The organism is Sphingobacteriales bacterium (assembly GCA_012517435.1).
Lineage (GTDB): Bacteria > Bacteroidota > Bacteroidia > CAILMK01 > JAAYUY01 > JAAYUY01.
This window is the reverse complement of the sequence record JAAYUY010000235.1, coordinates 1-25,463: the sequence shown is the minus strand read 5'-3', so window position 1 is coordinate 25,463 and position 25,463 is coordinate 1. Positions and strand designations below refer to the sequence as shown.

Annotated in this window: 20 protein-coding genes and 1 tRNA gene; 9 read left to right on the top strand and 12 right to left on the bottom strand. The window is 40.1% G+C overall.

Going from position 1 to position 25,463, the window contains the following annotated elements:
* The first annotated feature begins 155 nt into the window (after positions 1-155).
* Together GX437_13015 and GX437_13010 are read left to right on the top strand one after the other, a co-directional pair.
* Positions 156-1,325 (top strand): glycosyltransferase, encoded by a 1,170-nt coding sequence (locus GX437_13015; GenBank protein NLJ08575.1) that lies wholly within the window; start codon positions 156-158, stop codon positions 1,323-1,325.
* A gap of 3 nt (positions 1,326-1,328) precedes the next feature.
* The gene (locus tag GX437_13010) at positions 1,329-2,543 is read left to right on the top strand and encodes a bifunctional 3,4-dihydroxy-2-butanone-4-phosphate synthase/GTP cyclohydrolase II (protein ID NLJ08574.1); all 1,215 of its coding nucleotides are present in this window, start codon (positions 1,329-1,331) and stop codon (positions 2,541-2,543) included.
* Between the two features lie 341 nt (positions 2,544-2,884).
* Here GX437_13010 and nifJ read toward each other — a convergent pair whose 3' ends face one another.
* From nifJ to GX437_12985, 5 genes are all read right to left on the bottom strand, one after another.
* A complete protein-coding gene (gene nifJ, locus GX437_13005) occupies positions 2,885-6,418 on the bottom strand; it encodes a pyruvate:ferredoxin (flavodoxin) oxidoreductase (GenBank protein ID NLJ08573.1) in 3,534 nt (1,177 codons plus the stop codon).
* 316 nt (positions 6,419-6,734) lie between these two features.
* Positions 6,735-8,171 carry a T9SS type A sorting domain-containing protein gene (locus GX437_13000; GenBank protein NLJ08572.1) on the bottom strand — a complete coding sequence of 479 codons (1,437 nt, stop codon included), beginning with the start codon at positions 8,169-8,171 and terminating at the stop codon, positions 6,735-6,737.
* 21 nt (positions 8,172-8,192) lie between these two features.
* The gene (locus GX437_12995; GenBank protein NLJ08571.1) at positions 8,193-10,625 is read right to left on the bottom strand and encodes a TonB-dependent receptor; all 2,433 of its coding nucleotides are present in this window, start codon (positions 10,623-10,625) and stop codon (positions 8,193-8,195) included.
* Between the two features lie 72 nt (positions 10,626-10,697).
* Positions 10,698-11,231 (bottom strand): hypothetical protein, encoded by a 534-nt coding sequence (locus GX437_12990; protein NLJ08570.1) that lies wholly within the window; start codon positions 11,229-11,231, stop codon positions 10,698-10,700.
* Between the two features lie 94 nt (positions 11,232-11,325).
* Positions 11,326-11,898, bottom strand: a complete 573-nt coding sequence (locus GX437_12985; protein NLJ08569.1) for a DNA-3-methyladenine glycosylase I — start codon at positions 11,896-11,898, stop codon at positions 11,326-11,328.
* 66 nt (positions 11,899-11,964) lie between these two features.
* On the opposite strand from GX437_12985, the gene GX437_12980 reads away from it, so the two are divergent.
* The gene (locus GX437_12980) at positions 11,965-12,606 is read left to right on the top strand and encodes a SagB/ThcOx family dehydrogenase (GenBank protein ID NLJ08568.1); all 642 of its coding nucleotides are present in this window, start codon (positions 11,965-11,967) and stop codon (positions 12,604-12,606) included.
* 27 nt (positions 12,607-12,633) lie between these two features.
* On the top strand, positions 12,634-13,794 hold the full coding sequence (locus GX437_12975) for a metallophosphoesterase (protein NLJ08567.1): 1,161 nt from the start codon (positions 12,634-12,636) through the stop codon (positions 13,792-13,794).
* On the opposite strand, the gene GX437_12970 is transcribed toward GX437_12975, so the two are convergent.
* Together GX437_12970 and nadB are read right to left on the bottom strand one after the other, a co-directional pair.
* Positions 13,787-14,749: a hydroxyacid dehydrogenase gene (locus GX437_12970; protein ID NLJ08566.1), complete on the bottom strand. Its 963-nt coding sequence runs from the start codon at positions 14,747-14,749 to the stop codon at positions 13,787-13,789. The genes GX437_12975 and GX437_12970 overlap by 8 nt on opposite strands.
* 58 nt (positions 14,750-14,807) lie before the next feature.
* The gene (gene nadB, locus GX437_12965; protein ID NLJ08565.1) at positions 14,808-16,397 is read right to left on the bottom strand and encodes an L-aspartate oxidase; all 1,590 of its coding nucleotides are present in this window, start codon (positions 16,395-16,397) and stop codon (positions 14,808-14,810) included.
* Positions 16,398-16,538: 141 nt separating this feature from the next.
* On the opposite strand from nadB, the gene GX437_12960 reads away from it, so the two are divergent.
* The 3 genes from GX437_12960 to GX437_12950 all read left to right on the top strand — a co-directional run bounded on the left by GX437_12960 (position 16,539) and on the right by GX437_12950 (position 19,150).
* The gene (locus GX437_12960; GenBank protein ID NLJ08564.1) at positions 16,539-16,919 is read left to right on the top strand and encodes a TIGR03987 family protein; all 381 of its coding nucleotides are present in this window, start codon (positions 16,539-16,541) and stop codon (positions 16,917-16,919) included.
* A gap of 4 nt (positions 16,920-16,923) precedes the next feature.
* Complete coding sequence (locus tag GX437_12955; GenBank protein ID NLJ08563.1) at positions 16,924-17,310, top strand: hypothetical protein; 387 nt, start codon at positions 16,924-16,926, stop codon at positions 17,308-17,310.
* 199 nt (positions 17,311-17,509) lie between these two features.
* A complete protein-coding gene (locus GX437_12950; GenBank protein ID NLJ08562.1) occupies positions 17,510-19,150 on the top strand; it encodes a hypothetical protein in 1,641 nt (546 codons plus the stop codon).
* 253 nt (positions 19,151-19,403) lie between these two features.
* Here the strand turns inward: GX437_12950 and GX437_12945 are convergent, their stop codons facing one another.
* From GX437_12945 to mtnA, 4 genes are all read right to left on the bottom strand, one after another.
* Positions 19,404-20,345: a HipA domain-containing protein gene (locus tag GX437_12945; GenBank protein ID NLJ08561.1), complete on the bottom strand. Its 942-nt coding sequence runs from the start codon at positions 20,343-20,345 to the stop codon at positions 19,404-19,406.
* Complete coding sequence (locus tag GX437_12940) at positions 20,342-20,674, bottom strand: phosphatidylinositol kinase (protein ID NLJ08560.1); 333 nt, start codon at positions 20,672-20,674, stop codon at positions 20,342-20,344. The genes GX437_12945 and GX437_12940 overlap by 4 nt, the downstream gene beginning before the upstream one ends.
* 38 nt (positions 20,675-20,712) lie before the next feature.
* Positions 20,713-20,922, bottom strand: coding sequence for a helix-turn-helix transcriptional regulator (locus tag GX437_12935; GenBank protein ID NLJ08559.1), 210 nt, complete (start codon positions 20,920-20,922; stop codon positions 20,713-20,715).
* A gap of 316 nt (positions 20,923-21,238) precedes the next feature.
* Positions 21,239-22,339 (bottom strand): S-methyl-5-thioribose-1-phosphate isomerase, encoded by a 1,101-nt coding sequence (gene mtnA / locus GX437_12930; GenBank protein NLJ08558.1) that lies wholly within the window; start codon positions 22,337-22,339, stop codon positions 21,239-21,241.
* A gap of 143 nt (positions 22,340-22,482) precedes the next feature.
* Here mtnA and GX437_12925 point away from each other — a divergent pair.
* A tRNA-Ala gene (locus GX437_12925) sits at positions 22,483-22,559 on the top strand.
* 130 nt (positions 22,560-22,689) lie between these two features.
* The gene (locus GX437_12920; GenBank protein ID NLJ08557.1) at positions 22,690-23,193 is read left to right on the top strand and encodes a hypothetical protein; all 504 of its coding nucleotides are present in this window, start codon (positions 22,690-22,692) and stop codon (positions 23,191-23,193) included.
* An 18-nt stretch (positions 23,194-23,211) separates the two neighbouring features.
* On the opposite strand, the gene GX437_12915 is transcribed toward GX437_12920, so the two are convergent.
* Positions 23,212-25,463, bottom strand: a 2,252-nt coding sequence (locus tag GX437_12915; protein NLJ08556.1) for a hypothetical protein, incomplete at its 5' end; no start/stop codon positions are given.

The following is a 25,463-nucleotide window of genomic DNA, read 5'->3' as shown; positions in this document are numbered from 1 at the left end:
TTTCAGGCAAAATTACAACAAGTATTTCAGCTTGTAAAACGCACTCAGTAAATTCAGATGGCTGGAGTTAACCTTACACTTATATGTTCAGTAAAATGAAAATCCTTGTTTACTCTGCCTGAAGGTTTTAGCTTTGCACAGGTAATTTTATATACATGATTTGGGCGATATTGTTTTTTCTGTCAGTTTTTCTGATATTTCATTCCTATATGCTTTATCCGCTGTTGGTTCAGTGGCTTGCAAAAAGGAAAAGCCCTAATCAGCTTGTTTTTGAAACCGAAAAAGATTTTCCTGAAGTAACCGTTATTCTTGCTGCTCACAACGAAGAAAAAGTCATCAGACAAAAGATAGAAAGCACTTTCAGGTGTAGCTATCCGCAGGAAAAAATAAAAATGCTGATTGGTTCAGATGCAAGTACCGATCAGACAAATATGATTGTCAGCGAATTGCAGCAAAAATACAATGGGCTTCGCCTGAAAGCGTTTGAGAAGCGAACAGGCAAAGCCGGTATTATCAACCAGTTGGCCACTGAAGCTGATACTCCGGTGTTAATTCTTACGGATGCCAATGTTATTTTTACTGAAAAAACGATAGTTGAAATGGTAAAACATTTCAAAAATGAAGAAATAAAGCTGGTTGGGGGCAATATTGTCAATTCGCATAATAGTATTGAAGGGATTTCAATACAGGAGGAAAAATATATCAGCAGGGAAAACCGGATAAAATATGCAGAAGGGGTTTTATGGGGTACCATGGCAGGGGCTTTCGGAGGATGTTATGCCATCAGAAAAGAATATTTCAGTCCTGTTCCTCCCCGTTTTTTTATGGACGATTTTTACATCACGATGAACGTCCTTGAAAAAGGAGGGAAAGCTGTCATGGAGCTGAAAGCCTTGTGTTTTGAAGATGTTTCAAATAAACCGAGTGAAGAATTTAGGCGAAAGATCCGCATCTCCATCGGGAATTATCAAAACCTTCTTCGCTACAAAAAACTGATTTTCTCCTCAAAACCCAGTCTTTCATTTAGTTTTATCTCTCATAAAATTCTTCGTTGGCTGGGACCGTTTTTTCTTATTCTGGCTTTTGTTTCAAATATCTTTCTCTTACAGCGGTCTGGGTTTTATCAACTCACTTTTTATATTCAGCTTGGTTTGTTGCTGATCCCCCTTCTGGATACTTTTTTGCGCAGTATAAAAGTTCATTTAACTTTGCTTCGGCTTATTTCTCATTTTTATTTCATGAATATGGCGCTTTTGATTGGATTTTTCAGGTTTTTAAAAGGTGTTGAATCGAATATCTGGCAGCCAACTCAAAGATTTCAGTAAAATATGCTCGACACAGTAGAACAGGCGATTGAAGACATCAAACAAGGGAAAATTGTCATCGTTGTGGATGATGAGGAGAGGGAAAACGAAGGTGACTTCGTTATTGCAGCGAGGCATGTAACACCTGCAGTCATAAATTTTATGGCGAAAGAAGGCAGAGGTTTGATTTGTGCACCCATTATTGAAACCCGGGCTGATGAGCTTGGGCTTGAACTTATGGTTTCTTCCAATACAGGCTTACATGAGACCCCGTTTACCGTTTCCATAGACCTGAGAGGGCATGGGTGTACAACCGGAATTTCGGCACACGACAGGGCAAAAACCATTCGTGCATTGATAGATCCAAACACAAAACCTGAAGATTTTGCCAAGCCGGGGCACATTTTTCCGCTGAGGGCAAAAAAAGGTGGCGTTATCAGGCGTAGCGGGCATACTGAAGCGGCAATTGACCTTGCCCGACTGGCAGGTTTTGAGCCTGTGGGTGCTATTTGTGAAATTATGAATGAGGACGGAACCATGGCACGCCTGCCCGACCTTCGTAAGATTGCCGATAAACATGGCCTTCACATTATTTCAATAAAAGACATCATTGCTTATCGCCTTCAGAAGGAGTCACTCATTGAACGCCTGGTAGATAAGGTAGATCTGCCCACTGAGTTTGGGAGCTTCAGGATTATTGCCTACCGGCAGATTACCACCAATGAAGTTCATCTGGCTCTTGTTAAAGGAAGCTGGAACGAAAATGAACCGGTGTTGGTCAGAGTACATTCATCTTGTGTTACAGGAGATATTTTCGGAAGTTATCGCTGCGATTGTGGTCCTCAGCTTCATCGGGCCATGCAGATTGTCGAAAACGAAGGAAAAGGAGTTGTTTTATACATGAATCAGGAAGGAAGGGGGATAGGGCTGGTTAACAAGCTCAAAGCATACCAGTTGCAGGAACAAGGGCTCGATACTGTGGAAGCCAATATTCATCTGGGATTTAATCCGGATGAGCGTGATTATGGTGTAGGTGCCCAGATTCTGCGTGATTTGGGTATCAGAAAGATTAAACTTATCTCAAATAATCCGGCAAAAAGAATAGGCCTTGAAGCTTACGGCCTTGAAATAGTGGAGCGTGTTCCACTTGAGATTAAGGCAAATCTGTTCAATAAGAAATACCTTAAAACCAAAAAGCTCAAAATGGGACATAATCTTTCCGACAACACTCTGGATTAATACTGGGTGAGGAGGATAGTTTTTTAAACAAGATTATAAAAACATTTTGATAGAGTAAACAGTCCGATTTACGAGTAACAGTTTTTGATTTATGGATTGCGATTTCCGGATACCATTTTCCACATTCCGCATTTCGTTAGGTCAGTGCATATTGCGGCCGCTTACTAACTGCTTTTTATTTGTGCCTATTGAAGACTTCCTGCTGCCTGCTTGTTGATAAAAGCAACTTTCAGTCTGTTAAACTTAATCAAGCCAAAGGACTAAACTATACCTTACTTTAGAATTAGCTTGTTTTCACGGGCTAATACCAACATCCGGTTGTCATATTCTCAGGATATGAATCAGGATTTACTATAGTCAATTTCAGCCAGTCGCTTGTAGTAATTATACCGCCACTTAGCATCCTGCTCGGCTATTTCAAATAATTTCATGGCCTCGGCAGGGAAAGATTTACGAAGCGAGGTGTAACGGACTTCATTATTCAGAAATTCCTGAAATTTACTCCAGTCGGGTTCGGGAGAATCAAGCTGGAACGGATTCTTTCCTTCTTTTTCAAGTAGCGGATTGTAGCGGTAGAGATGCCAATAGCCAGATTTGACGGCATATTCCATTTCTTCCTGAGATTTTCCCATTCCTTTATGCAGACCGTGGTTGATACAGGGTGAATAAGCAATAATTAATGAAGGTCCGGGATATTCTTCAGCTTCTTTGATGGCTTTAAAATACTGCGACTGGCTGGCTCCCATGGCGACCTGAGCAACGTAAACATAGCCATAAGTCATTGCCATGGCTCCAAGGTCTTTTTTACGCGTTTTCATACCTGATGCAGCAAACTTAGCCACTGCTCCCACTGGTGTCGATTTTGAAGCCTGTCCTCCTGTGTTTGAATAAACTTCGGTATCCAGAACAAGAATATTAACATCTTCACCTGAAGCAATCACATGGTCGAGTCCGCCATAACCAATATCATAAGCCCAGCCGTCACCACCAATGATCCAGATCGATTTTTTAACAAAGTACTGGCGGAGGGATAACAATTCTTTGGCTAAAGGTTCTTTCGATTTTTCCAGCAATGGATAAAGTTGTTCCGAAATTTCTTTTGATTTTTCGGCATTGTCTTTATGTTCAATCCACTGCGCAAACAATGCTTTTATTTCATCAGAAAAATTACCGTTTGCCGAGGCCATCATTTCGGCAATGCGGTTTCGGATGTTTTTAATACCGATTGCTATGCCAAATCCATATTCAGCATTATCTTCAAACAATGAATTACCCCATGCCACCCCATGTCCGCTCTTACTGTTGGCGCGATAAGGGGTTGAAGGAGCAGAGCCACCGTAAATGGAAGAGCAGCCGGTTGCATTGGCTACAATCATTCTTTCTCCGAATAATTGTGTAATTGTTTTGATATGAGGGGTTTCACCGCATCCGGCACAGGCACCTGAAAATTCAAATAAAGGTTGAGCAAACTGGCTGTTTTTTACCGATTTGTCTTTTGGCAGAATGTGGTCTTTATAACCAACCACTTTGTTCATGTAATCCCAGCGTGGAATTTCATCCAATTGGCTTTCAAGCGGTTTCATAACCAATGCTTTGGTCTTTGCCGGACAAATATCGGCACAGTTGCCGCAGCCGGTACAATCCAGAACACTGACCTGAATTTTGAATTTATATGCTTTTAACTGTGCAAGTCCTTGCTGGAAGACCGTGCCTTTCGGAGCGTTTTGAGCTTCTTCCTCAGTCAGGATAAATGGCCGGATGGCAGCATGCGGACATACAAAAGCACATTGATTACACTGAATACAGTTTTCTGCAATCCATTCAGGCACATTGACTGCAATACCTCTCTTTTCATATTCGGTAGTTCCAGCGGGAAATGTTCCATCTTCCCTGCCAATAAACGCACTGACGGGCAATAAATCTCCTTTTTGTGCATTGATTGGCTCCACAACATTTTTAATGAATTCCGGCAGATCAGAACTTAATGTGGTTTCTTTTATTTCAATGTTTTTCCATTCCACGGGAACAGGTACTTCTATCACTTCAGCCCCGCGATCAAGGGCATCAAAATTCATTTTAACTATTTCTTCCCCTTTTCTTCCGTATGTTTTTTTAATGGCTTTCTGCATTTCTTTCAAGGCTAAGTCAAAGGGTATGACATTCGATACTTTGAAAAAGGCAGATTGCATGATGGAGTTGGTACGGGTGCCCAGACCCAGCTCTTCAGCTATTTTTGTTGCATTGATTATATAGAATTTGATGTTGTTTTCGGCAAGGTATTTTTTCATGTGATCCGGAAGTTTTGATTTGGTTTCCTCCACATCCCAGATGCTGTTGAACAGAAATGTCCCACCTTTTTTCAAACCCCGGAGCATGTCATATTTATCAAGATAAGAAGGGACATGACAGGCTACAAAGTCAGGCTGATTGACATAATAAGGCGAACGTATCGGGGAATCACCAAACCTCAGGTGAGAAACGGTAAAGCCACCTGATTTCTTTGAATCGTAGGCAAAGTAGCCCTGGCAGTATTTATCTGTATTATCCCCGATAATTTTAATGGAATTTTTATTTGCACCGACTGTACCGTCAGCACCGATCCCGTAAAACTTGGCTTCATAAGTTCCGGGTGATGAAGTATTGATTTCTTCTTCTGTTGGTAAATTGGTAAATGTTACATCATCAATGATTCCGATGGTGAAATGATTTTTGGGCTCATTTCTTTTCATGTTGTTGAAAACTGCGAGTATCTGTGCAGGAGTAGTATCCTTCGAACTCAGTCCGTATCTTCCGCCAACTATAACCGGAGCATTTTCTTTCAGATAAAACAGGTCGCGGATGTCTTTGTAAAGTGGTTCACCGTTGGCACCCGGTTCTTTTGAACGGTCAAGAACAGTAATTCTTTTAACCGTATTTGGGAAAACATTAAAGAAATATTTCGGAGAAAACGGACGGAAAAGATGACAGGTAATCAAACCAACTTTTTCGCCTTTTGCCATCAGGTAATCCACTACTTCTTTTGTGGTATCGGTAACGGAAGCCATTGCTACAATGATATTTTCGGCTTCAGGATGGCCATAATAGGTAAAGGGATGATATTCTCTGCCGGTGATTTTTGTAATTTCCTGCATGTATTGGTCAACAATGTCGGCAACAGGTTCATATATCCTGTTGACAGCTTCTTTGGCCTGGAAGAAAATGTCAGGATTCTGAGCTGTTCCTTTGGTAACCGGATGTTCGGGATTCAGGGCATTATCTCTGAAACGCTGAAGGGCTTCGGTATCGAGAAGAGGTTTTAAATCTTCTTCATTCAGCAATTCAACTTTTTGTAATTCTGCAGAAGTACGGAATCCATCAAAGAAATGAAGAAAAGGAATACGTGATTTTATAGCTGACAGATGAGCCACTCCTGCCAGGTCCATACATTGCTGAACACTGCCGCTGGCCAAAAGGGCAAAACCAGTCTGTCGGGTGGCATAAACATCGGAATGGTCGCCAAAGATGGACAGTGCATGAGCGGCCACCGTACGGGCTGACACGTGGAAAACCCCCGGCAACAACTCAGCAGCTATTTTATACATATTGGGAATCATCAGCAGCAAACCCTGAGAGGCAGTAAAAGTGGAGGTCAATGCTCCGGATTGAAGGGACCCATGTACCGCACCTGCCGCTCCGGCTTCCGATTGCATTTCAGCAACCTTAACTTCCTGATTGAAAATATTTTTCCTTCCATAAGCAGCCCATTCATCAACATATTCTGCCATGGTTGAGGAGGGAGTTATCGGATAAATGGCAGCTATTTCACTGAACATATAAGCAATATGTGCGGCAGCATAATTACCATCACATACGACATAAGTTTTTTTCTTACTCATAAACTTGATTTTTATTGAAATTTCTTAGTTTCTGTTAAAATAATAACGTTTAAAATCCGGTGCAATTTAACCAAAACTTATAAGTGCAAAAGTTTTTATCAAATTGTTTTTGCTTTAAAAAGCGTGTTTTCCGGCAGAATTTCAGGATGGTGGTTTTTCTTTTCGAATTAGCCAAAGTGAAGGTGTTTTTAAACTTATAGGTTTGATAATCATTTCAATAGAAAATTCATGTGTCAAATTCATGAACTGATTATCCGGACAAAAAACCGCCTGCAGGATGCTGTATCCCAACAGGCGGTTAATGATAGGAAAAAAGTTAGCGTTTGATTAATTTAACGCTGTAAAAACTATTGCCTGTTCCCATTTTAAGCAGGTAAATACCGGAACTTTGTCCTGAAAGATCAATGATAACCGGATGATGATTGTTTTCAGAATGTATCTGTTTGTTCAGCACCTGATGTCCCATCATGTCATAAACTTCGATATTGATATTTGTGAAGTTTTGATCATCTCCTGAAAAGTTCAATTCAAATATTCCGTTTTCTGATGGATTTGGGAAGGTTTTCAGATTAACTTCCTCAGGTTCAGGAAATTCATGAATGTCTGACAAAATCGGACAAACTCCTGAAGACTGAGTAAGCAGGTTTCTCTGGGTAAAAGTTCCATCCCCTAACTGACCACTGGCATTTCTTCCGCATGCCCAAAAAGTTCCATCATTTTTGTAAATAATGGAGAAATTGGTTCCGGCATCCATGCCTGCCACATCAGAAATATCAATCATTTGCACAGGTAAGAGACGGTGAGTAACGGTATTGTCTCCCAGATTACCATAGGTATTACGTCCCCATGCCCACACAGTTCCATCGGATTTTACGATCATACAGTGAAAAGCACCTGCAGCCATGATGACAGGCAGTTTTGCGGTAATACCAACAACCTGACCGGGGACATTCCGGTCGGTTGTGGTACTGTCGCCTAATTGTCCGTAGAGGTTTTCACCCCACGTCCAAACGCTGCCGTCACTTTTGACAGCAATGGAAAAAAACCTTCCTGCATCGATTTTTACAACATTTGTCAGTCCTGAAACTTTCACAGGTGAAGTTACATCCGTGCCGGTAGTACCATTTCCAATCTGACCGCTGACATTATCACCCCATGCCCACACAGTTCCATCGGATTTTAAGGCAAGCGTATGGTAGGTGCCAGCAGCAATCTGAACAATATCTGTCAGCCCGGGAACCTGGCCGGGAATAATTCTGTCGGTTGTGGTTCCATCTCCCAACTGCCCATCCATGTTCCATCCCCATGTCCAGACGGTACCATCATTTTTCAGGGCTACGGAATGCCACCCTCCGGCAGCAATTTCTTTGACATTGCTGAGTAAAAGGGTTTGAACGGGGACATTTGTGTTGGTCGTGCTTGCATTACCAAGTTGTCCATAGAGGTTGCTGCCCCAGGCCCAGACAGTACCATCGTTTTTCAACGCCATGGAATGGGCTTCCAGTTGATCGCCTCCAGCCGAAACGGCAATAACGTCAGTCAGTCCGGTGGATACAGGTACATTGCTGTCGGTGTTATCTCCGTTTCCCAGTTGACCGGAGGCATTTTCACCAAAAGCTTTGACGGTGCCGTCCTGACAGACAACCACCGTATGCCAGCCTCCGGCAGCTATTTTCTGTGCAGAGAGTTTAAAACTTAATCCAAAACACAGAAATGTGATTAAAAATAACAGATATACATTTTTCATTTTCATTATCTTCTATTTAATTGTTCATTAAAACTTTACCCTTAAAGATGTAATTAAATTTCTTCCCGGTGCATTGATACCGGAGGCATAGGGCCTGTACAAAAGGTTGGTTATGTTTTCTATACCTGCTGTTATGGCAATAAAAGGGTTGGGGAAATATGTCATTTTCAGGTTAAGCGTTGTCCAGCCCAAGACATAAGCCCTGCCTGATTCGTCCCTTGCATAAGATGCATTGGTACGCTCAGTTAAAGCCAGATCTTTATAGTCCATTTTTGCATTATAGACCACATAGAAGTCAACTTTAAACTTGTTTCTGTACTCGTATGATAAATGGGTGCTTCCAAAAGTAGGTGCAGCATGACGCAATGGATAATAAACCAATGAATCGGGGGTCTGCTCCTTGCCTTTCTGATACGACAGGTTGCTCTTTAAGCCAAATCCCCTGTAATAAAATTCTATACCTGCCTGAAAACCATAAACATCAATTTCCGTAACATTCTGGATGGCCTGAATGCGGCTTTTATTACCTAAAAACCTGATCATGGTATCCCCATTTAACTGGAAATTTTTTCTGACCATGGCATCTACCAGCCAGGTGCGGTAAACAGTGGCATCAAAGGTTACGAAATTGCTTATAGTCCTGACAGTGCCAACTTCTAAATTATACACCTTTTCAGGCTTTAAGTCAGGATTGGGAACCACCAGATAGCCCGGTACCGATTCAAAAACTTTTCCCATATCGTCAACATTTGGGGCCCTGAACCCATTGGCTGCATTGACGTACACCTGCCATTTTTCCGAAGGGGTAAATATGAACCCCATACTTCCGCTGATAGCCCCCGATTTCATTCTGGTGTCGGTAAACGGAAAGGGGAAAAAAGTAGTGTCGAATGTAGCTGTGATGAGAAATTGATTGTAGCGAAAACCAGCATTTAAGAGCCATTTTTCATTTAGTTTGTATCTGGCAGTAAGATATCCTCCATTTGATTGCCACATAGAACCATCGGGATAACGTGTAACTGTCGGATCTACTTTTTTTGTTACCACGTGGGTCAGGGTTGCATGGGAATGAACCAGATTGTAAACATATTCATATCCATAATAGAGCGTCATTCTTTCATTGATTTTTTTATCAAAATCAAGATTTAGAGAAATCGCATCCACATTTTCCTTTTGCATCCTGAGTTCCCTGTACATAAACTCACGGTCGTAACGGCTTTCTTCAAAAAACTGGTGAGCGGCAATAAACCGAAGATTATCAAAGAACCTGTTGTTTTTTGAATAAGTGATTCCCAGACGATTCATTTGCCATTTCTGGGGGCCATAATACCATTCTGCCCAGCGTAATTTTCCTTTGTAGGGGCCATCTGTTCGCATGACATACAGCCTGTCGTAACGGTTGTATTTTGAAGTCTCGGAAAAATGAAAGCCATAGTCAATTTCCAGAAATTTGCAAGGCTGAAAGCGTACTTTCTGCATGAAGTTGATCTGGCTGTATTCAGAACCAACCTGAAGAGTGGAGTCGGCATTCGGAATCATGTAATCTTTATTGTCATAGGTAATTACGTAATAATTCCTGTAAAAATAAGGTACACCACCTACAGAGCCTGAACGGAGGTCATCATAGTCGGCAAAGGTAAAACTTGAGGTAAAAGCCACTTTTTTTAATCCCACATTAACATCAAAATGAACGGTTTTTTCCATATTTGCCGATGAAAACCTTGACATGGCATTCCCTGTAACTGCCGGCTTATTACTGCTATCAACAGAAAACCTGGGTTTCAGGGTATTGAAGCTCATTACTCCACCAATGGCATCGCTTCCATACATTACCGAACCCGGCCCGAAAAGGATGTCGGTATTTTCTATTGCATTGGCATCCAGTGATATGACATTCTGCAAATTACCTGACCGGAAGATTGCATTATTCATCCGAACACCATCGACTACAAGTAAAACCCTGTTGGTGGCCATGCCCCTTAGCATAGGAGAACCTCCTCCCAACTGGCTTTTCTGGATGAAAGCATAGCCACTGATACCTAATAGGTCGGCAGTGGTCTGTGGATTCTGAAATGCAGCCTCTTTGACGTTTATGGTAGCAATCCTGACAGGAGTTTCAATTTTTTTAATTTCCCAACGCTGTGCAGATATTTTAATCTCCTGCATGACGGCAATTTTTCGGGCCAGCTCGACTTTAAAACCTTGCATTTCCAGATGCTTGTAACTGAATTCAACAGGTTTATAGGCCACATGGCTTATCACAATTTTTTCTGAATTGACAAAGGCTGAAATATCGGCCTGACCTTTATGATTGGTTGTTGTACTGGCTTTTGGCATCTCACTGATCAGGCTCGCCATTTCGATGGCTTCCCCTGTTTCTATGTCTGTAACAGTTATTATCTGCGAGTGGGCTACTAATACAAAACCCATTAAAAAACAATAAATTATAAATTTCTTCATTGGAATTTTTTTAAGTTAAAAATCCGGTTTTGACTGTTTAAAAGAAAGCAGCCATTTATCAAACGAGTATTTTTAACTTAATCTGGGCGGAGGGTCTGGCGGGGAAAGTGAAATGGATTGATATATTCTTTGACAAAAGTAAAACAGGACTTTTTCTTCTTTTGTCAGTATGATTTCTTTGTTTTTGCCCTCTGTGACATATAGGGATTTATAAAACTTGTACAGGTGATTCTTGTTTTCCTGATTCTTTTGATTGTTGCCCAAAGTAAAGAATACCAGCTTTTTAAGTTCTTTATTGAGCCGGGTTTCTTCATTGTCCCACCACAACCAGTAATAAGTGGTATCTCCTATGGTTTTGCTGTCAACCACGTCATACATCTCTCCCTTATATTCAAACTCTTTGGAATGCTCCCATCTAAGCAGGGTTTTTTTTTCTTCTTTTGTGAACTTTAGCAGTACAAGTTCTTTTTTGTCAATTCCGGCAATCATTCTCCATTTGATTTCTCTTTTTATCTGTTTTTGCTGATATTTCAGCACGAAATAGGTAGTAAAAACAGGAGCTACAAATGAAAAAATCAATAATATGCCTAAAACTTTGCTTTTCAATCACTCAATTTTGACCATGCAAATATACAGTAAAAACCGATTTTCCTTTAAAAGATGAAATTTTGTGAATGAAGCTTTAGTTTTTCAGCAAATCTTATAAGGCTACCTCATGATACCTGAAACATTCCGTCAAATGGTCATTTACCATACCGGCAGCCTGCATATACGCATAACAGATAGTTGACCCGACAAATTTAAATCCTCGTCTGATCAGGTCTTTGCTCATCATATCTGATTCTCTTGACCTTGCCGGTACCTCGCCAATGGTTTTCCAGTTGTTTTTAATTGTCTGATATTCAGTAAACTGCCAGATATACTTGTCAAAACTTCCATACTCTTTCCGGATATTATTAAATGCTTTTGCGTTGGCAATGGTTGCCTGTATTTTCATGCGGTTTCTGATTATTCCCGAATCATTCATCAGGCGCAGGTATTCTTTTTCATCATATCGGGCTATTTTCTCAAAGTCAAAACCATCAAAAGCTTTTCTGAAGTTTTCCCTTTTATTGATAATGGTTTGCCAGCTTAATCCTGCCTGAAAGGCATCAAGGATGATAAATTCAAAATGTTTGTAATCGTCATGAACGGGGACGCCCCACTCCTTGTCGTGATAGTCAATCATCAGGGGATTATTATTCGTCCATGGGCAGCGTGATGGTGGTTGCATGGTAAAAAAAATTTATTTTCCGCCAAAAAAAATCATTTGAAACCATTGGTAAAAGTAACAATTATGATGAAATCGAAAACAAGCTTACTGGTATTTTTCATTATCTGTTCTCCATTACTGCTTTTTTCACAGGAAAAAAATATCCGCCTGCCTGAGCCGGACACGAAAGGAGGAAAACCTTTAATGGAAACACTTCAGCTAAGATCAACTTCCAGAAGTTTTAAAAATCAGGCGATTGGTCTTCAGACTTTGTCGGATTTACTTTGGGCAGCTTACGGAATCAATCGTCCGGAAAGTGGCAAACGGACTGCCCCCTCTGCCATGAACGTTCAGGAATTTACGATTTATGTATTTACACAAGAAGGTGTTTATCAGTATGATGCCAAAGAAAACAAGCTGCTATGGATGATGGATGGTGATTTCAGGGCTAAAACGGGTACACAGGATTATGTAAAAAATGCTTCAGTCAATCTTGTGTATGTGGCAGACTTCAGCAAAATGGGGAAGATTGAAAAACAGGAAGATAAGGAATTTTATGCCGCTATTGACTGTGGTTTTATCTGTCAGAATGTTTACCTTTTTGCTGCTTCAAACAAACTTTCCTGTGTGGTTAGGGGAAGCATCAAAAAAGATGAAATGGCAGATTTTCTTCAACTTCCTCAGAATCAACGGGTTATTATTGCGCAATCGGTAGGAATTCCGGAATAAAGTTCAATCACCTTATTTTTTATCAGTATGGATAAAAACCAGAGAAAAAAGGCGTTTCTGTTGTTTTTTTCTGTTGTCTTTCTCATTTATGTGTTAATACATCTTCCGCTTTACTTTCAGGCAAAAGCACTGATTCATGGAAATGAATGGCTTGAAAAATACTTTCTGCCTTTGTTTCTGATCCTTTCTTCAGCTTATTTTATCGGAAGGATGGGAAAAAAAGTATTTCCTGAATTCCTCAGCCGTTTTTTTATTCATATAGGTTCTTTCTGGCTTGGAGCCATCCTGTATTTTTATTTGCTCATGCTGGCAGTTTTCATCCTGAAAAGTTTTCTCTATTATATTGATAATCAACTTTATCAATCTTTGAAAAATGACGAAGGGATGTTGCTGATGATTTCTGTTGGTATTGTAACTGTGACATTGCTGGCTGGTTACCTCAATGCAAGATTTTTAAACATTCAGGAATATGAAATAAAAATCGACAAAAAGCCTCAGGGTCTTGATTGTCTTACGATTGCAGTGGCGAGTGATATTCATGCCGGACAAATCAACGGGAAAGATTTCCTCAGCAGGATGGTAAAAAAGATAAACAGCCTCCATCCTGATCTGGTGCTGATTGCGGGTGACCTCGTGGATGAAGATGTCGATGTGGTGGAGAAAAGGAATATGGGAGAAGTTTTTTGGGAAATTGTAGCTCCATGGGGCATTTTTGCCATCAGCGGCAACCATGAATATATCGGCAATGCCCAGCGTGCTTTCAATTATTTTGAACAATATGGCATACGCTTCTTAAGGGATGAAAACATTCTTTTGCAAAACAGTATTTATCTGACCGGCAGGGAAGACAGGGATAAATTCAGGTTTACCGGTGAAAAAAGAATGGAAGCTGAGGCTTTGGTAAACGGACTTGATAAGAACCTGCCTTTGATTATACTCGATCATCAACCTGCTGATATTCAGGCTATTGAAAAAGCCGGTTTTGATGTGTGTATTTCAGGGCATACGCATCACGGGCAGCTATGGCCACTGAATCTGATAACCAAATCTGTTTTTCTGATCAGCAGGGGATACCGGAAAATAGGAAAAACCCATTTCATTGTTTCAAACGGAGCAGGAACGTGGGGACCTCCCGTCAGAATTGGCAACAGGCCTGAAATTCTTAAAATTACCTTACGATTTAACTGACAGGAACTTTCCAGATAAATTCACCTTTTGAAAGATAATGAACAGCCTGCTGAATGCTTTGTTCTGATTTTCGTCTGACGGCTTCTGCTGAATTAAAAGCATTATGTGGGGTAAAAATAACGTTTTCTCTTTTCAAAAGTTCAAGAGTGGCAAGGGTTTCAATATTTTCCACTATTGTACCGCTTCTGAGGGAAACAGCAAGATTTTTTTCTTCATTAAAAACATCAAGCCCGATTCCACCCAGATGGTCTGCCACTTTCAGCAACTCAGAAGAAGGAGACAATTCCCCTCTCGAAACGTTGACGAAAATACAGCCCTTTTTTGTGTTTTCAAGCAAAGAAGCCGAAAAATATCCTTTGTTTTCTTCAGTCAGGTTCATGGCGCATACGATAATATCAGCCGACTGAATGCCATCATGCTTTGAAATATATTCAAATTCAGGATGTTTAATGTCAATTTCGACTCCAAAAACTGTCATGCCAAGCCCTCTTCCTATTTTACAAACCTCAGAGCCTATATTCCCGACACCAAAGACGACAAGGGTTTTATCCTGTGCTTCAAAACCGGTCAGGCCATCTCTGTTGAACTGATTAAACTGCCTAATCTGTGCCGGAAGTTTTCGTAAAAGAGCCATCCAGAGCATCAGGGCGTGTTCAGCCACAGCACGGTGGCAATACAAAGGAAGATAGCCACATGGAATATTGAGTTTTGATTTTTTTAAATATGCAACCAGATGGTCATATCCGGTACTGCGGGATAATATGGCCTGTGGTGGTTTTTCCCATTTCAGCGGATATTCCGATTGTGTACGGGTGCTGATGATTCTGGCTTCAGGCAGGTTTTTTCCGTACTCCTGAATGGTTTTCCAGCTGAAACCAGCCTGAATATTTGCAGGCAACAGGCTTTTCAACATTTTTTCTTCTTCTTCAAATGCTTCATAGAAAAAAATATCCATCTGTCTGATTAATTTAACTAATTGAAAATGTATTGTTTAATGAATAAATTCTCTGTAACTATATGGAATTGTTTTTTTCAAGATCAACATTGAAATGAAGACCTTTGTTTTCTTTTCGTTCCATGGCGGCTTTTGTGATCAGGTAGCCAACTGTAACCAGATTACGCAACTCACACAGCTGAGGCGATAAAGTTTCCATGTTGTAAAGTGTTTCCGTTTCGTCATTCAGTATTCTCAGTCGTTTCATGGCTTCTTCAAGTCGTTTGAACGAGCGGACAATACTGACATAGTCGCTCATCAGCATTTGCAGTTCCTTGATTTTGTGTGTAATCAATACCATTTCCCTTGGTTCGGTTGTCCCTTCGGCATTCCAGTCAGGAATATTTTGTTTAAAGTTTAGAGAATCAATAAGTTCAATTGTTTTCTCAAAACAATTATGGGCAAAAACCAATGCTTCGAGCAGGGAATTGGAAGCGAGGCGGTTGGCACCATGAAGTCCGGTAGAAGCTACTTCTCCAATGGCAAACAGGTTTTTGATGCTGGTTTGTCCATGTTTATCAGTTTTCACACCTCCGCAGGCATAGTGGGCAGTCGGAACGACAGGAATCATTTTTTCAGCCGGGTTTATTCCGAGTGAAATCAGTTTCTGATATATTTTAGGGAATTTTTCACTGAATTTTTGTTGGTCGAGGTGGCGGCAATCCAGACTGACATGTTCATGCCCCAGCTTTTTCATTTCGCGGTCGATAGCACGTGCCACAATGTCGCGGGGAGCCAGAGAGCCTCTTTCATCATATTTATGCATGAACTCTTCACCGTTATTGGTTTTCAGGATAGCACCAAAACCTCTGACTGCTTCTGAGATTAAAAAGGAAGGCCTTATTCCGGGATAGTACAGGGCAGTGGGATGAAACTGAATAAATTCCATATTTTCGATGACTGCACCTGCGCGGTAGGCCATGGCTACCCCATCACCAGTTGCAATTAGTGGATTGGTCGTATTGTAATAAACCTGACCAAGTCCACCGGTGGCAAGAACAGTAATTTTTGATAGTATTTTTTCAATATGATTGGTTTTCTTGTTCATAACGTAAACACCGTAACATTCAATATCCGGGCTTTTTTTAGGCAGGTGAATCCCGAGATGATGTTGGGTAAGCAGGTCGATGGCGTAATGATGGTTCAGCAAGACTACATTTGGCATTGAATGTATTTGCCTGAGTAATTTTTGCTCTATTTCAAATCCGGTTACATCCTTGTGGTGCAACACACGGCTTTCTGAGTGTCCTCCTTCCTTTGCCAGGTCAAATTCTCCGCTTTCTTTCCTGTCGAACTCTGTTCCCCATTCTATGATTTCAAAAATACGTGCAGGGCCGTCTTTTATCACCATTTCGACAATTTCAGGGTCCGACAATTCATCGCCTGCCCTGAGTGTGTCTTTCATGTGTTTTTCGTAGGAATCTCTGAAAAAATCCATCACGACAGCTACCCCGCCCTGGGCATATTTTGTATTGGTCTCTTCTTCTTCTCCTTTGGTAACAATACATATTTTTTTGTTGGGGTCGTTTTTACGAAAATAATCCGATAGTTTAAGCGAGTAGGACAGGCCGGCAATTCCCGAACCGATAATCGTTACATCAAAAAGCATTTTTTATGAAAATTTAATTAACTGCAAAATTAGATGAATAATACTTTTCACCGGGATTAAAATCATACAGGATAAATTTTTCCAATGCATACGAAATGAGTAGTTTTGAATTATATTTAAAAAGCAAATAAAGCGCTTATAATGAATAACTTAATCCTGATTTCATCTATATTGATCACTTTTGCCCTTGTTTTTTATTCACTCGGAGTGTGGGCAGAAAGAATTTCACGCTACTTAAAAAAATGGCACTTAATTGCCTTTTGGACGGGTTTTAGTTTTGATGTTTCAGGTACTTATGCCATGCGCCTGATTTCCGAAAATCCCTTTAATTTGCTTGATTTTCATACACTTACAGGCCAATTGGCGCTCTGGCTGATGCTTGCTCATGCGATCTGGGCAAGTATAGTGGTGGCCAAAAGAAATGAATTGATGAGAAAGAAATTTCACCGCTACAGTATTTTTGTCTGGCTTGTCTGGCTTATTCCGTATTTTGGTGGCATGTTTCTGGGAATGAATCAGTAAGATTATGCAGATTGAGGAAAGAAATTCTTATGAAAGAGGGGTCTTTGACCGTTTTATCAGCCTTTATCCATTCTTCCCGAAAGGAAAAATTGAAAAATCGGAGTCTCCTGATTTTTTACTGAAAATTTCCAGGAAAAAGACAATAGGTATTGAACTGACCAGCTTGCAGGAGCCTTTTGTTATGAACAATTTTTTAAATCTGCTGGCGAAAAAAGAAGAAAAAATTACTTTGTACCGAAAAAAGAAACTTTTTCAAATCTGGTTACTGGTTTCCTGTACTGATATATCTGCTTCAGAAAAAAAACATTGTCAGAACACAAATCTTCAGTCAGGATTTGATAAAATATTTGTATTGACAGAGTACAGGAATATACTTATTGAAGTGAAGTAACTGTGACAGGGATAAACATTCAGCATCTCTCTGACCCCTTCTGACAATTAAAGGATTATTTAATTCTTTCTAAGCGGTAATTAAGAACAATTTTCATTTAAAATAAAAATGGAAAAAATCCGGAATTTTAACTAAACTATTCCTGAAAATAGAACGTCATAAGAATGTTACTGATTTGTTTTTGTAAAAAAATAAAAACATGATAAAAAACATTCCCATAGTTTTAATCATTCTCAGCATATTTCAATTAGCTCATTCTCAGGACACTGTAACAGTGGGACTATTGTTACATGAAAAAGGTAGCTATGATGAAGGATATGTGTTGTTTTCGCCCATGTACAATACAGGAACTTATCTGATTGATAAATGCGGGAAACTGGTACATGAGTGGAATAGTAATTATCAGCCCGGGATGTCGCCTTATCTTTTACCGGATGGTAGGCTTTTACGCCCTGCCGTTATTGATCATCCGGTATTCACACAGGTTGGAAAAGGTGGTTTGTTACAGATTTTAAACTGGGATGGAAGCGTGGACTGGGAATTTATGGTTTCCGGACCCGATTATATGCAACATCATGATATTAAGCCACTTCCAAATGGAAATATTTTAATTATTGCATGGGAAGATGTGTCGGCAAATGCTTTAGCCATGGGAAGAAACCCACAGTATTTCAACGGACAGCTTTGGAGCGAGAAAATTATGGAAATAAAACCTGTCGGAAATAACATGGGACAGGTGGTCTGGGAATGGAGGGCATGGGATCATCTTATTCAGGATTACGATAGTACAAAACCAAATTATGGCAAAGTGGAGGAGCATCCGGAACTCATTAACCTGAATTATTCTGCTTTTATGGGGCTTTCCGACTGGTTGCATTTCAATTCTCTCGATTACAATGAGCATCTCAACCAAATTGTGGTGAGCTCCCTCCAAATGAATGAAATATGGATCATTGACCACAGTACCACAACGGATGAAGCTGCTTCGCATTCGGGAGGAATTTATGGCAAAGGCGGGGACTTGCTGTATCGTTGGGGGAATCCTGCTGCATACAAAAAAGGCTTGCCAAAAGATCAGAAGTTGTTCGGACAACATGATCCCAGATGGATCGACAAAGCGCCTCCCTGGGGCGATAGTATTTTGGTTTTTAACAATTCCAACGGGCCTTACAATAAAAAATATTCTTCCATTGATATCTTATGCCCACCTGTCGATGAATATGGAAATTATACATCTTCGCTTCCCTATCTGCCTGAAAAACAGGCATGGAGGTACGTTGATTCTATCCCGGAAAACTTTTATTCCGGTAGTATGTCGGGGGCTCAGATGCTTCCCAATGGAAATATTATGGCTTGCCTGAGTATTGCCGGTGATTTTGTTGAGATTGATACGGCAAAAAATAAAGTCTGGATTTATAAAAATCCTGTTGATGATCGTGGCCGGATTCCTCAGGGAACTCCACCTCAGCTAAACAGTGTGTTTAAGTGCCAGTTTTATCCCTTTACTTTTAGTGGTTTTACAGGAAAAACACTGCTAACCGGTGATCCCCTCGAACTGAATCCATTTCCTTATAAGTGTGAACTGTTTATTGATACTGTGGAATCCATTAAAATCAGGGAAAAAGTTTCGTTTTTAATAAAAGCGGGAGAACATTTCATCATAGACCAGTCACTTTCAGACTTTACTGCCACCATCTTTGACATCAATGGCAGAATTATTAAAAGAACAGAAAATCAATATGTTATTAAATCAGGGGACTTAAAAAATGGTTTGTATCTCCTGCTGATTCAGCTCGGTGACGGAAGACGTGAAGTGTATAAATTCTGCATTCAGCAATGAAGATTATGCATGAATAAATTGCTGTTTTTCAGGAATTTTTCATCTGAAACTGGTGGTTTTGTAATGATGAAATTCAGTTTAAATTGTTATAGAGATGCATCCCGTTTTTTTGTTAATGCTTCTGTTGCTTTATACCAAAATCTTTTCCTTAGCTTTTTTTTCAAAAAACATGATTTTTTCGATAGTATTTTCCCATTTTCCGATCTTCTCCATTTAGTCTTGAGATTTTCAGTTAGCAGTGTGAAATCAGTAGTTATTGCAAGCGATTCATTCTTTCCTTTAAAATGATTTTATACTGAACTTTAAAATCATCACTCATAAAACTGTTATCTATCATCTCTATCCATTTGGGCAATGCTTTCGCCATTTTGATGAAGATGTTTTCCTGCTGTTTTTCATTCAATTTTAGCGTAGTCATTGCTTCTGTAAAATCCTGCTTTTTTAGTTTCTTTTTACGTCCATTCAAGGTTAAAGCCATTTCTTCTTCATCTGAAGGATTAATCAAAGCAGTGTTCACCAAATCGTAAGCCGGAGATAAAGTCATACCCAATCCCGGCTGCTCCAGTAAGGAGAAATTTTTCAAATGCATATCAGCATTTCCGGTGAGAAAAGAAAAGACAACCATTTCAAAAAAATTTACCATATCCAAACCCGGACTTGCAGAATATTTTTGAATGGTTTTACCAATCTGCTCATAACTGCCATGATACTTTTCTTCGGTAAGCCTTTCTGTGAGTTGGCACATGTCTTCCATGGCCAGTTTTCCTTTTTTGGTACGGTCAATACGTCTGGTTATATAAGCCAGATTGCCCGATTTCAGTCGAATCAAACTATGTGGCACTATTTTTATTCCGGCTAATCGGGCTAAATGCATGCTGATATCTTCTACCTGGGGTAACTGCGGATAAGAGATTGTTGGTGGTTTTAAAATATACCCGCCCCATAGACCCATAATGGTAAATCTTCGTTCTTTTCCGTCTTTTTTATTGCCGGAAATGTGCAGCGATAATTTATGCTGTACACCTGGTACAGATATTTGATTTTGCAGTGTTTCTTTGGCCAATGCTTCCAGATCGTTTTCTGAATAAGGCAATTCCGGTGGTTTGGACCGTTCAAAGATTTTCATGGAGCAGGATGCATGAAAGTCCTTCTCATTTTCAGTAAGAGGCTGATAACAAAATAAACAATTGCTCATCCTTTATCCTCCTCTTTTACTTCCTCAACGCTTATTGCTCCGATACAATCCTTACAGCAAGCCAGCAATAATCCCATTCGATCTCTGGGATTCAGTTTCCAGTTCTTTTCAGCTATTTCCAGCAACCAACCTTCGGGTATCAGACCATCAAAAAAAGGGAAAAGTACTTTTGCAGTATATGGTTCATCACGCAAAGGCATAGTTAAACTTATTGGCCGGGCATTAGGCAGTGCTTTGTATGTCTGATCATAAACAAAATGATAACCATTCTCATCCTGAATGAGCCACCCTGCTAATTGGTCTTCAATTTTTATGGCAGCTTTACGCATCGGTTAAATTTTTTATTTGTCAAAATGGAATAAGAACATCAGGACTCAGGTTTATTGATTTCAGGCACTGCACCTATTTCATAACCGAAGAGATGCAATACCTGATTTACTTTATCTAATCTTATGGTTTTCTTTCCTTGTTCCAGTTCGCGGATAAAACGCAGACCAACACCCGCCTTTTGGGCAAGTTCAGATTGTGTTAGTTTCATTATTTTCCGTTTGCTTTTTACAAAGTCTGACAGGTTCATTTTATATCCTTTTGGGTGCAAAAATAAAACTTTTATTAAAATTTATACCCTTTAGGGTAAAATTTTTTAAAATAATCCGAAAGGATACCCGATAGGGTATAGTTTAGTCCTGCTTTTGTATTCGAAAAAGGAAGAAATTTTGAACTGAATTGTGTCTCAGCCCTTATGTTAACCGGGCAAAAATTGCATATTCATTTCAGGCAATAAGAAGGTTCTGAAAATACATCGTGCCATCAGCCTATTGATTGGTACGGCTCAAATTGTTTTAACCTTTTTATAAAAAAAGACTTAATTCTTTGAAAATGATTTACTACCGTTAAAAGCCATGGCTTTTTTCCGGAAAAAGCTTCAGAATCGCTTCTCTTTCGGGAAGGCAACATCCTCTTTCTGTGATCAGTTGGGTGACGAAACGGGCAGGTGTAATATCAAAGGCATAATTCAGTGCAGGGCTGGACTCATTGGAAATCAAAACGTTAATGATTTTGTTGCCATATTTGCCTTTTATTTTTCTTACCTCCTCCGCACTACGTTTCTCAATGATAAAATCTTCATTTTCAAAGTCAATACTTGTTGACGGAGCAGCCACATAAAATGGGATCTGATTGTCGTATGCAGCAAGTGCTTTCAGGTAGGTGCCGATTTTGTTGGCTACTTTTCCGCTCAGCGTAGTCCTGTCGGTACCGACAATGACCATGTCAACCATACCGTTTTGCATCAGGTAGCCTCCGGTATTGTCAGAAATGATAGTATGGGGAATATTTTCATGCGACAGTTCAAAAGCCGTCAGGAGTGAGCCCTGATTTCGGGGCCTTGTTTCGTCAACCCAAATATGAAGGGGAACACCTTCCTGATGAGCCAGATATATCGGAGCGAGGGCTGTCCCATAGTCAACAGTAGCAAGCCATCCGGCATTGCAATGGGTGAGAATGTTTACTTCTTTTTTCTTTTTCTCAAAAATGTTTCTGATGAGCGGAAGCCCGTTTTGGCCTATTTTGAGGCATTGTTCAACAGATTGCTCTGCATATTGCAAGGCGAATTGTCGGGCTGAATGCTTTAAGGAATCCTGATTTTTTATGTCTCCGATCCTGCTGAGGAATAGCCGGACGCTTTTTTCGAGATCAACAGCCGTTGGCCTTGCCTGAATGAGTTTTTGAGCCTGTTTTTGAAGGTAGCCGGATGGATTTTTAAAACTGTACGATTCATTTACAGCCAGATACAATCCGAATATGGCTGTGGCTCCTATCAGCGGTGCTCCTCTGACAGTCATATTTTTAATTGCCCTGACTGCTTCATCAGAAGTACTTACGTCCTGAATACAGAACTCAAAAGGAAGTTTTGTCTGGTCAATGATGTGAAATACAGCTTCTTCGGTGTCGTCAAACCAAATGGTGCGATAATGTTTTCCGTTAATTTTCATGAAGCAAATTTCAATAAAATTGTTTAATCGGGGTTAATCGAAAAAACAGCTTTTGATGAATACTATTAATTTGCAGATTTCAGAGAAAGCAATATTTTTGCACTGTAAAATTTTGCCTGAAAGGAGCAATATTTTGACTTTTTGGGGAATTAGCTCAGTTGGCTAGAGCGTTAGACTGGCAGTCTAGAGGTCAGGGGTTCGAGCCCCCTATTCTCCACCACTCTTTCTCATGGCTTGTTATCATACAAGCCATTTTTTTTGCTTTTTCCGAAAAATTCAGTTTCTTTGCTTTGTTTTTTTGAATACACTTTATTTCAGGAAAAAATTGCTCAAATTTAAAAATTTAAACTATGGCATCAAGAACAGCAATCATTTTGGTAGGGACCGCTCATCCCTATCATAGCGGAATTAATCCGGATTATATAATAATGCTGAGCGAAAACAGCAGGCCTGCTTTGATTCTTCAGTCCTTGGACGAGCCTGATAAAGAACCGGTCGTAGTAATTCCCACTATTCAAAACACCGTGGATGACATTTATCTGATGATTTCTGTTTTCATTTTAAAAAAGCTCGATCCGGGGAAAAGCCTTTATACACCTGACAGAAAGAGTATGTATGATATTTTCAGCGACAATGAAAGGATGGAACTTTATGAGAAGTCAAGAGAAATCATCAAAGATTTTAACTTTAAAGTTGTCTTTAATCTGCTGGAAGGCAGCCTTTTGCTAAGTCAATTTGAATCGATGAAAAAATACACCAACGATTATGAAGTTACAGTGCCTGCTTTCAAAAATGAATATAATATTATGACCGGTAAAACTGAGTTCAGAGATTTTTTAAAAAAAGCTGAATAACAGGGAAGAATCCTGTAATTATTTAATATTCAGGCATTTTTTACTTCTTCTTGCTAAAACTTTTTCAAAATTTGTCAAGCTTTCTTTCATCACAGCAGAATTTTCCTCATGACAGGTCAGACAACTTCCGGCCAGTAAGATTTTTTCCTGTTCATCAGGAGTAAAAGGCCTGATAAAATTCCTTGTAATGGATTGTTTTTCAGCAGCTTTTCTAAAAGGTATCAAGGCATCAGCAGGCAATTGATCGAAATGGGATGAAACATAGTAAGGAACAAATTCAACTTTCAGGTATTCAGCATTTTTGGTAAAAACAAATTCACCTTTTCCGTAACCATAACTGATGGGGTTGAGGTGGCAGTTTTTACAGTTCATGGCCGGCCTGATGGTGTTATGTGGATAAGCAGGGGCATATAACCTTTTAAAAAAGGAGTCTTTTGAATTGAGTTTCGTCATACTCATGACCATCCCCGGCATGAGCGGAACAATTTTTTTTGTTTTCCCATTTTGTTCGACCCCTAAGGTCGGAACACCGGTAACAAATTCTCCTCCATATTCTGTCCATCTCCCCTTTGTTTTTTTACCTGACAGGTTATCATTGCCTTTTACTTCAGGATTGAATTCATTATGGCAACCGATACAACGTGCTACACGGGGCGTATGACAGCTTTCGCAGCTTAGGTGTTGATGAGCCTGATTGGAGCATGCACCTGAAGGGGGTTTCAGATAGTATTTTTTCCCGCTAAGCTTAGATTGCAGAAAAGCCGAGTCTTTCCCGTTGGTGTAGCTGTTGATCAATGGGCGTCCGCTTTTTGCAGTCAGCAGAAATTCTTTCTGTGAAAAAGCCCTTAATGAAGCTATCAAAGCAGACTCTCTGTCAATTTTTGATGCTGATATGGTCTTATATGGAGGAAAAGAATGGCAATCCTGACATGAAATCTGAACCTGTTCCTCTTTGTGGATATGAAAAGTACCATCGCCCATCAATTCATAAGAATTATGGCAGTCGATGCAGGCAAGACCTTTTTCATGATGAACGTCTGCTCCCAGAAATTGTAAAACCCTTCCATCCCACAGCACTTTGTATTCTTTTGAATTTATCGGATTAATTTCATTCTCAGTCAGATGTGTCTCGTACCAACCTTCATAGCTCAGTGAAATACGTCCGCTTCGGCTATGACAGGCAAAACATTTTGCATTGTCGGTTTCTATACTAAGTGATGGATGCTGTTTCGTCAGATGGCCCTCTTTTAATTGTATTTTACCCTGATATTCAGATAGCTCAGTCAGATTTTTCTCTGTATAATTCAGGTGGCAGGCAAGACAACCGCCTCCGGTATGTTCATTGGTAAGTACACCATAGCTTGTCTTAGGCCGCCCCAGATGACATTGTGTACAAAGGTTTTTTAAATGTATATCTGCCTGACTGTTTTTTATTTCGGCAATATGAGACAATATATCGGGATGTCTGTATTCGCCAAAAGCATAGCGGTCAACACTTATAATTCCGGAAAGGGTGGTCATCAGGCCGGTCTTTATTCTTCTGGTAATGTCGGGATGGCAATCGGCTGTGCCACAGGTCAGGTCTGCTGTTTCAAGGTTCCCTGGAATACTTATCATACCTGTATGTGCCTGCTTTTTATTCAGACTGAAAATATTACCAAGATGACAGGAGGCACAACCTATTGCTTCGGGTGGATGTGAGGGGGAAAATCCTTCCATTTTACCATGGCATATCAGACAGCTTTCTTTTTTAGTAGTGCCCTGAATTTCAGTGAATTTGGCTTTTTTAAAAGGATTAATAATATTAATGGCAGGAAAATAGATTTCTCTCAGGTAGTTTTTTTGCCATGGGAAAATCAGCCTCCAGTTTTCTCCCCTGAAATAAAATCCGGAGATGGTGAACAAAACATAGATGAAAAAAACAGCATAAATAAGCCTTTTAGCGGAAAGATTCAGCTTTTGATTAAGACGAGGGAGGAGATAAAAGATGAGTGTCAGAAAGAAGATGAACCACAAAACCCAGACAGGATTTCTGCTCAGATGAAGAAGTTCCTGCATGCCGGTGAAATACCAGGGCCCTTTCAATACGGGATGATGGCCATCATGCAGGGGAGCAGTTAAAAAGATGCTGAAGAGAATAACATAAATCAGGCAAATGACAAAAACATCGGTCTTTCCCCAGAAAGTGCGGGCATGTTCAAAAACAAACACCAGCAGGATGACAGTAGCTGTAGCAATATGCTGTACATAAATCAGATCAAACTGACCGG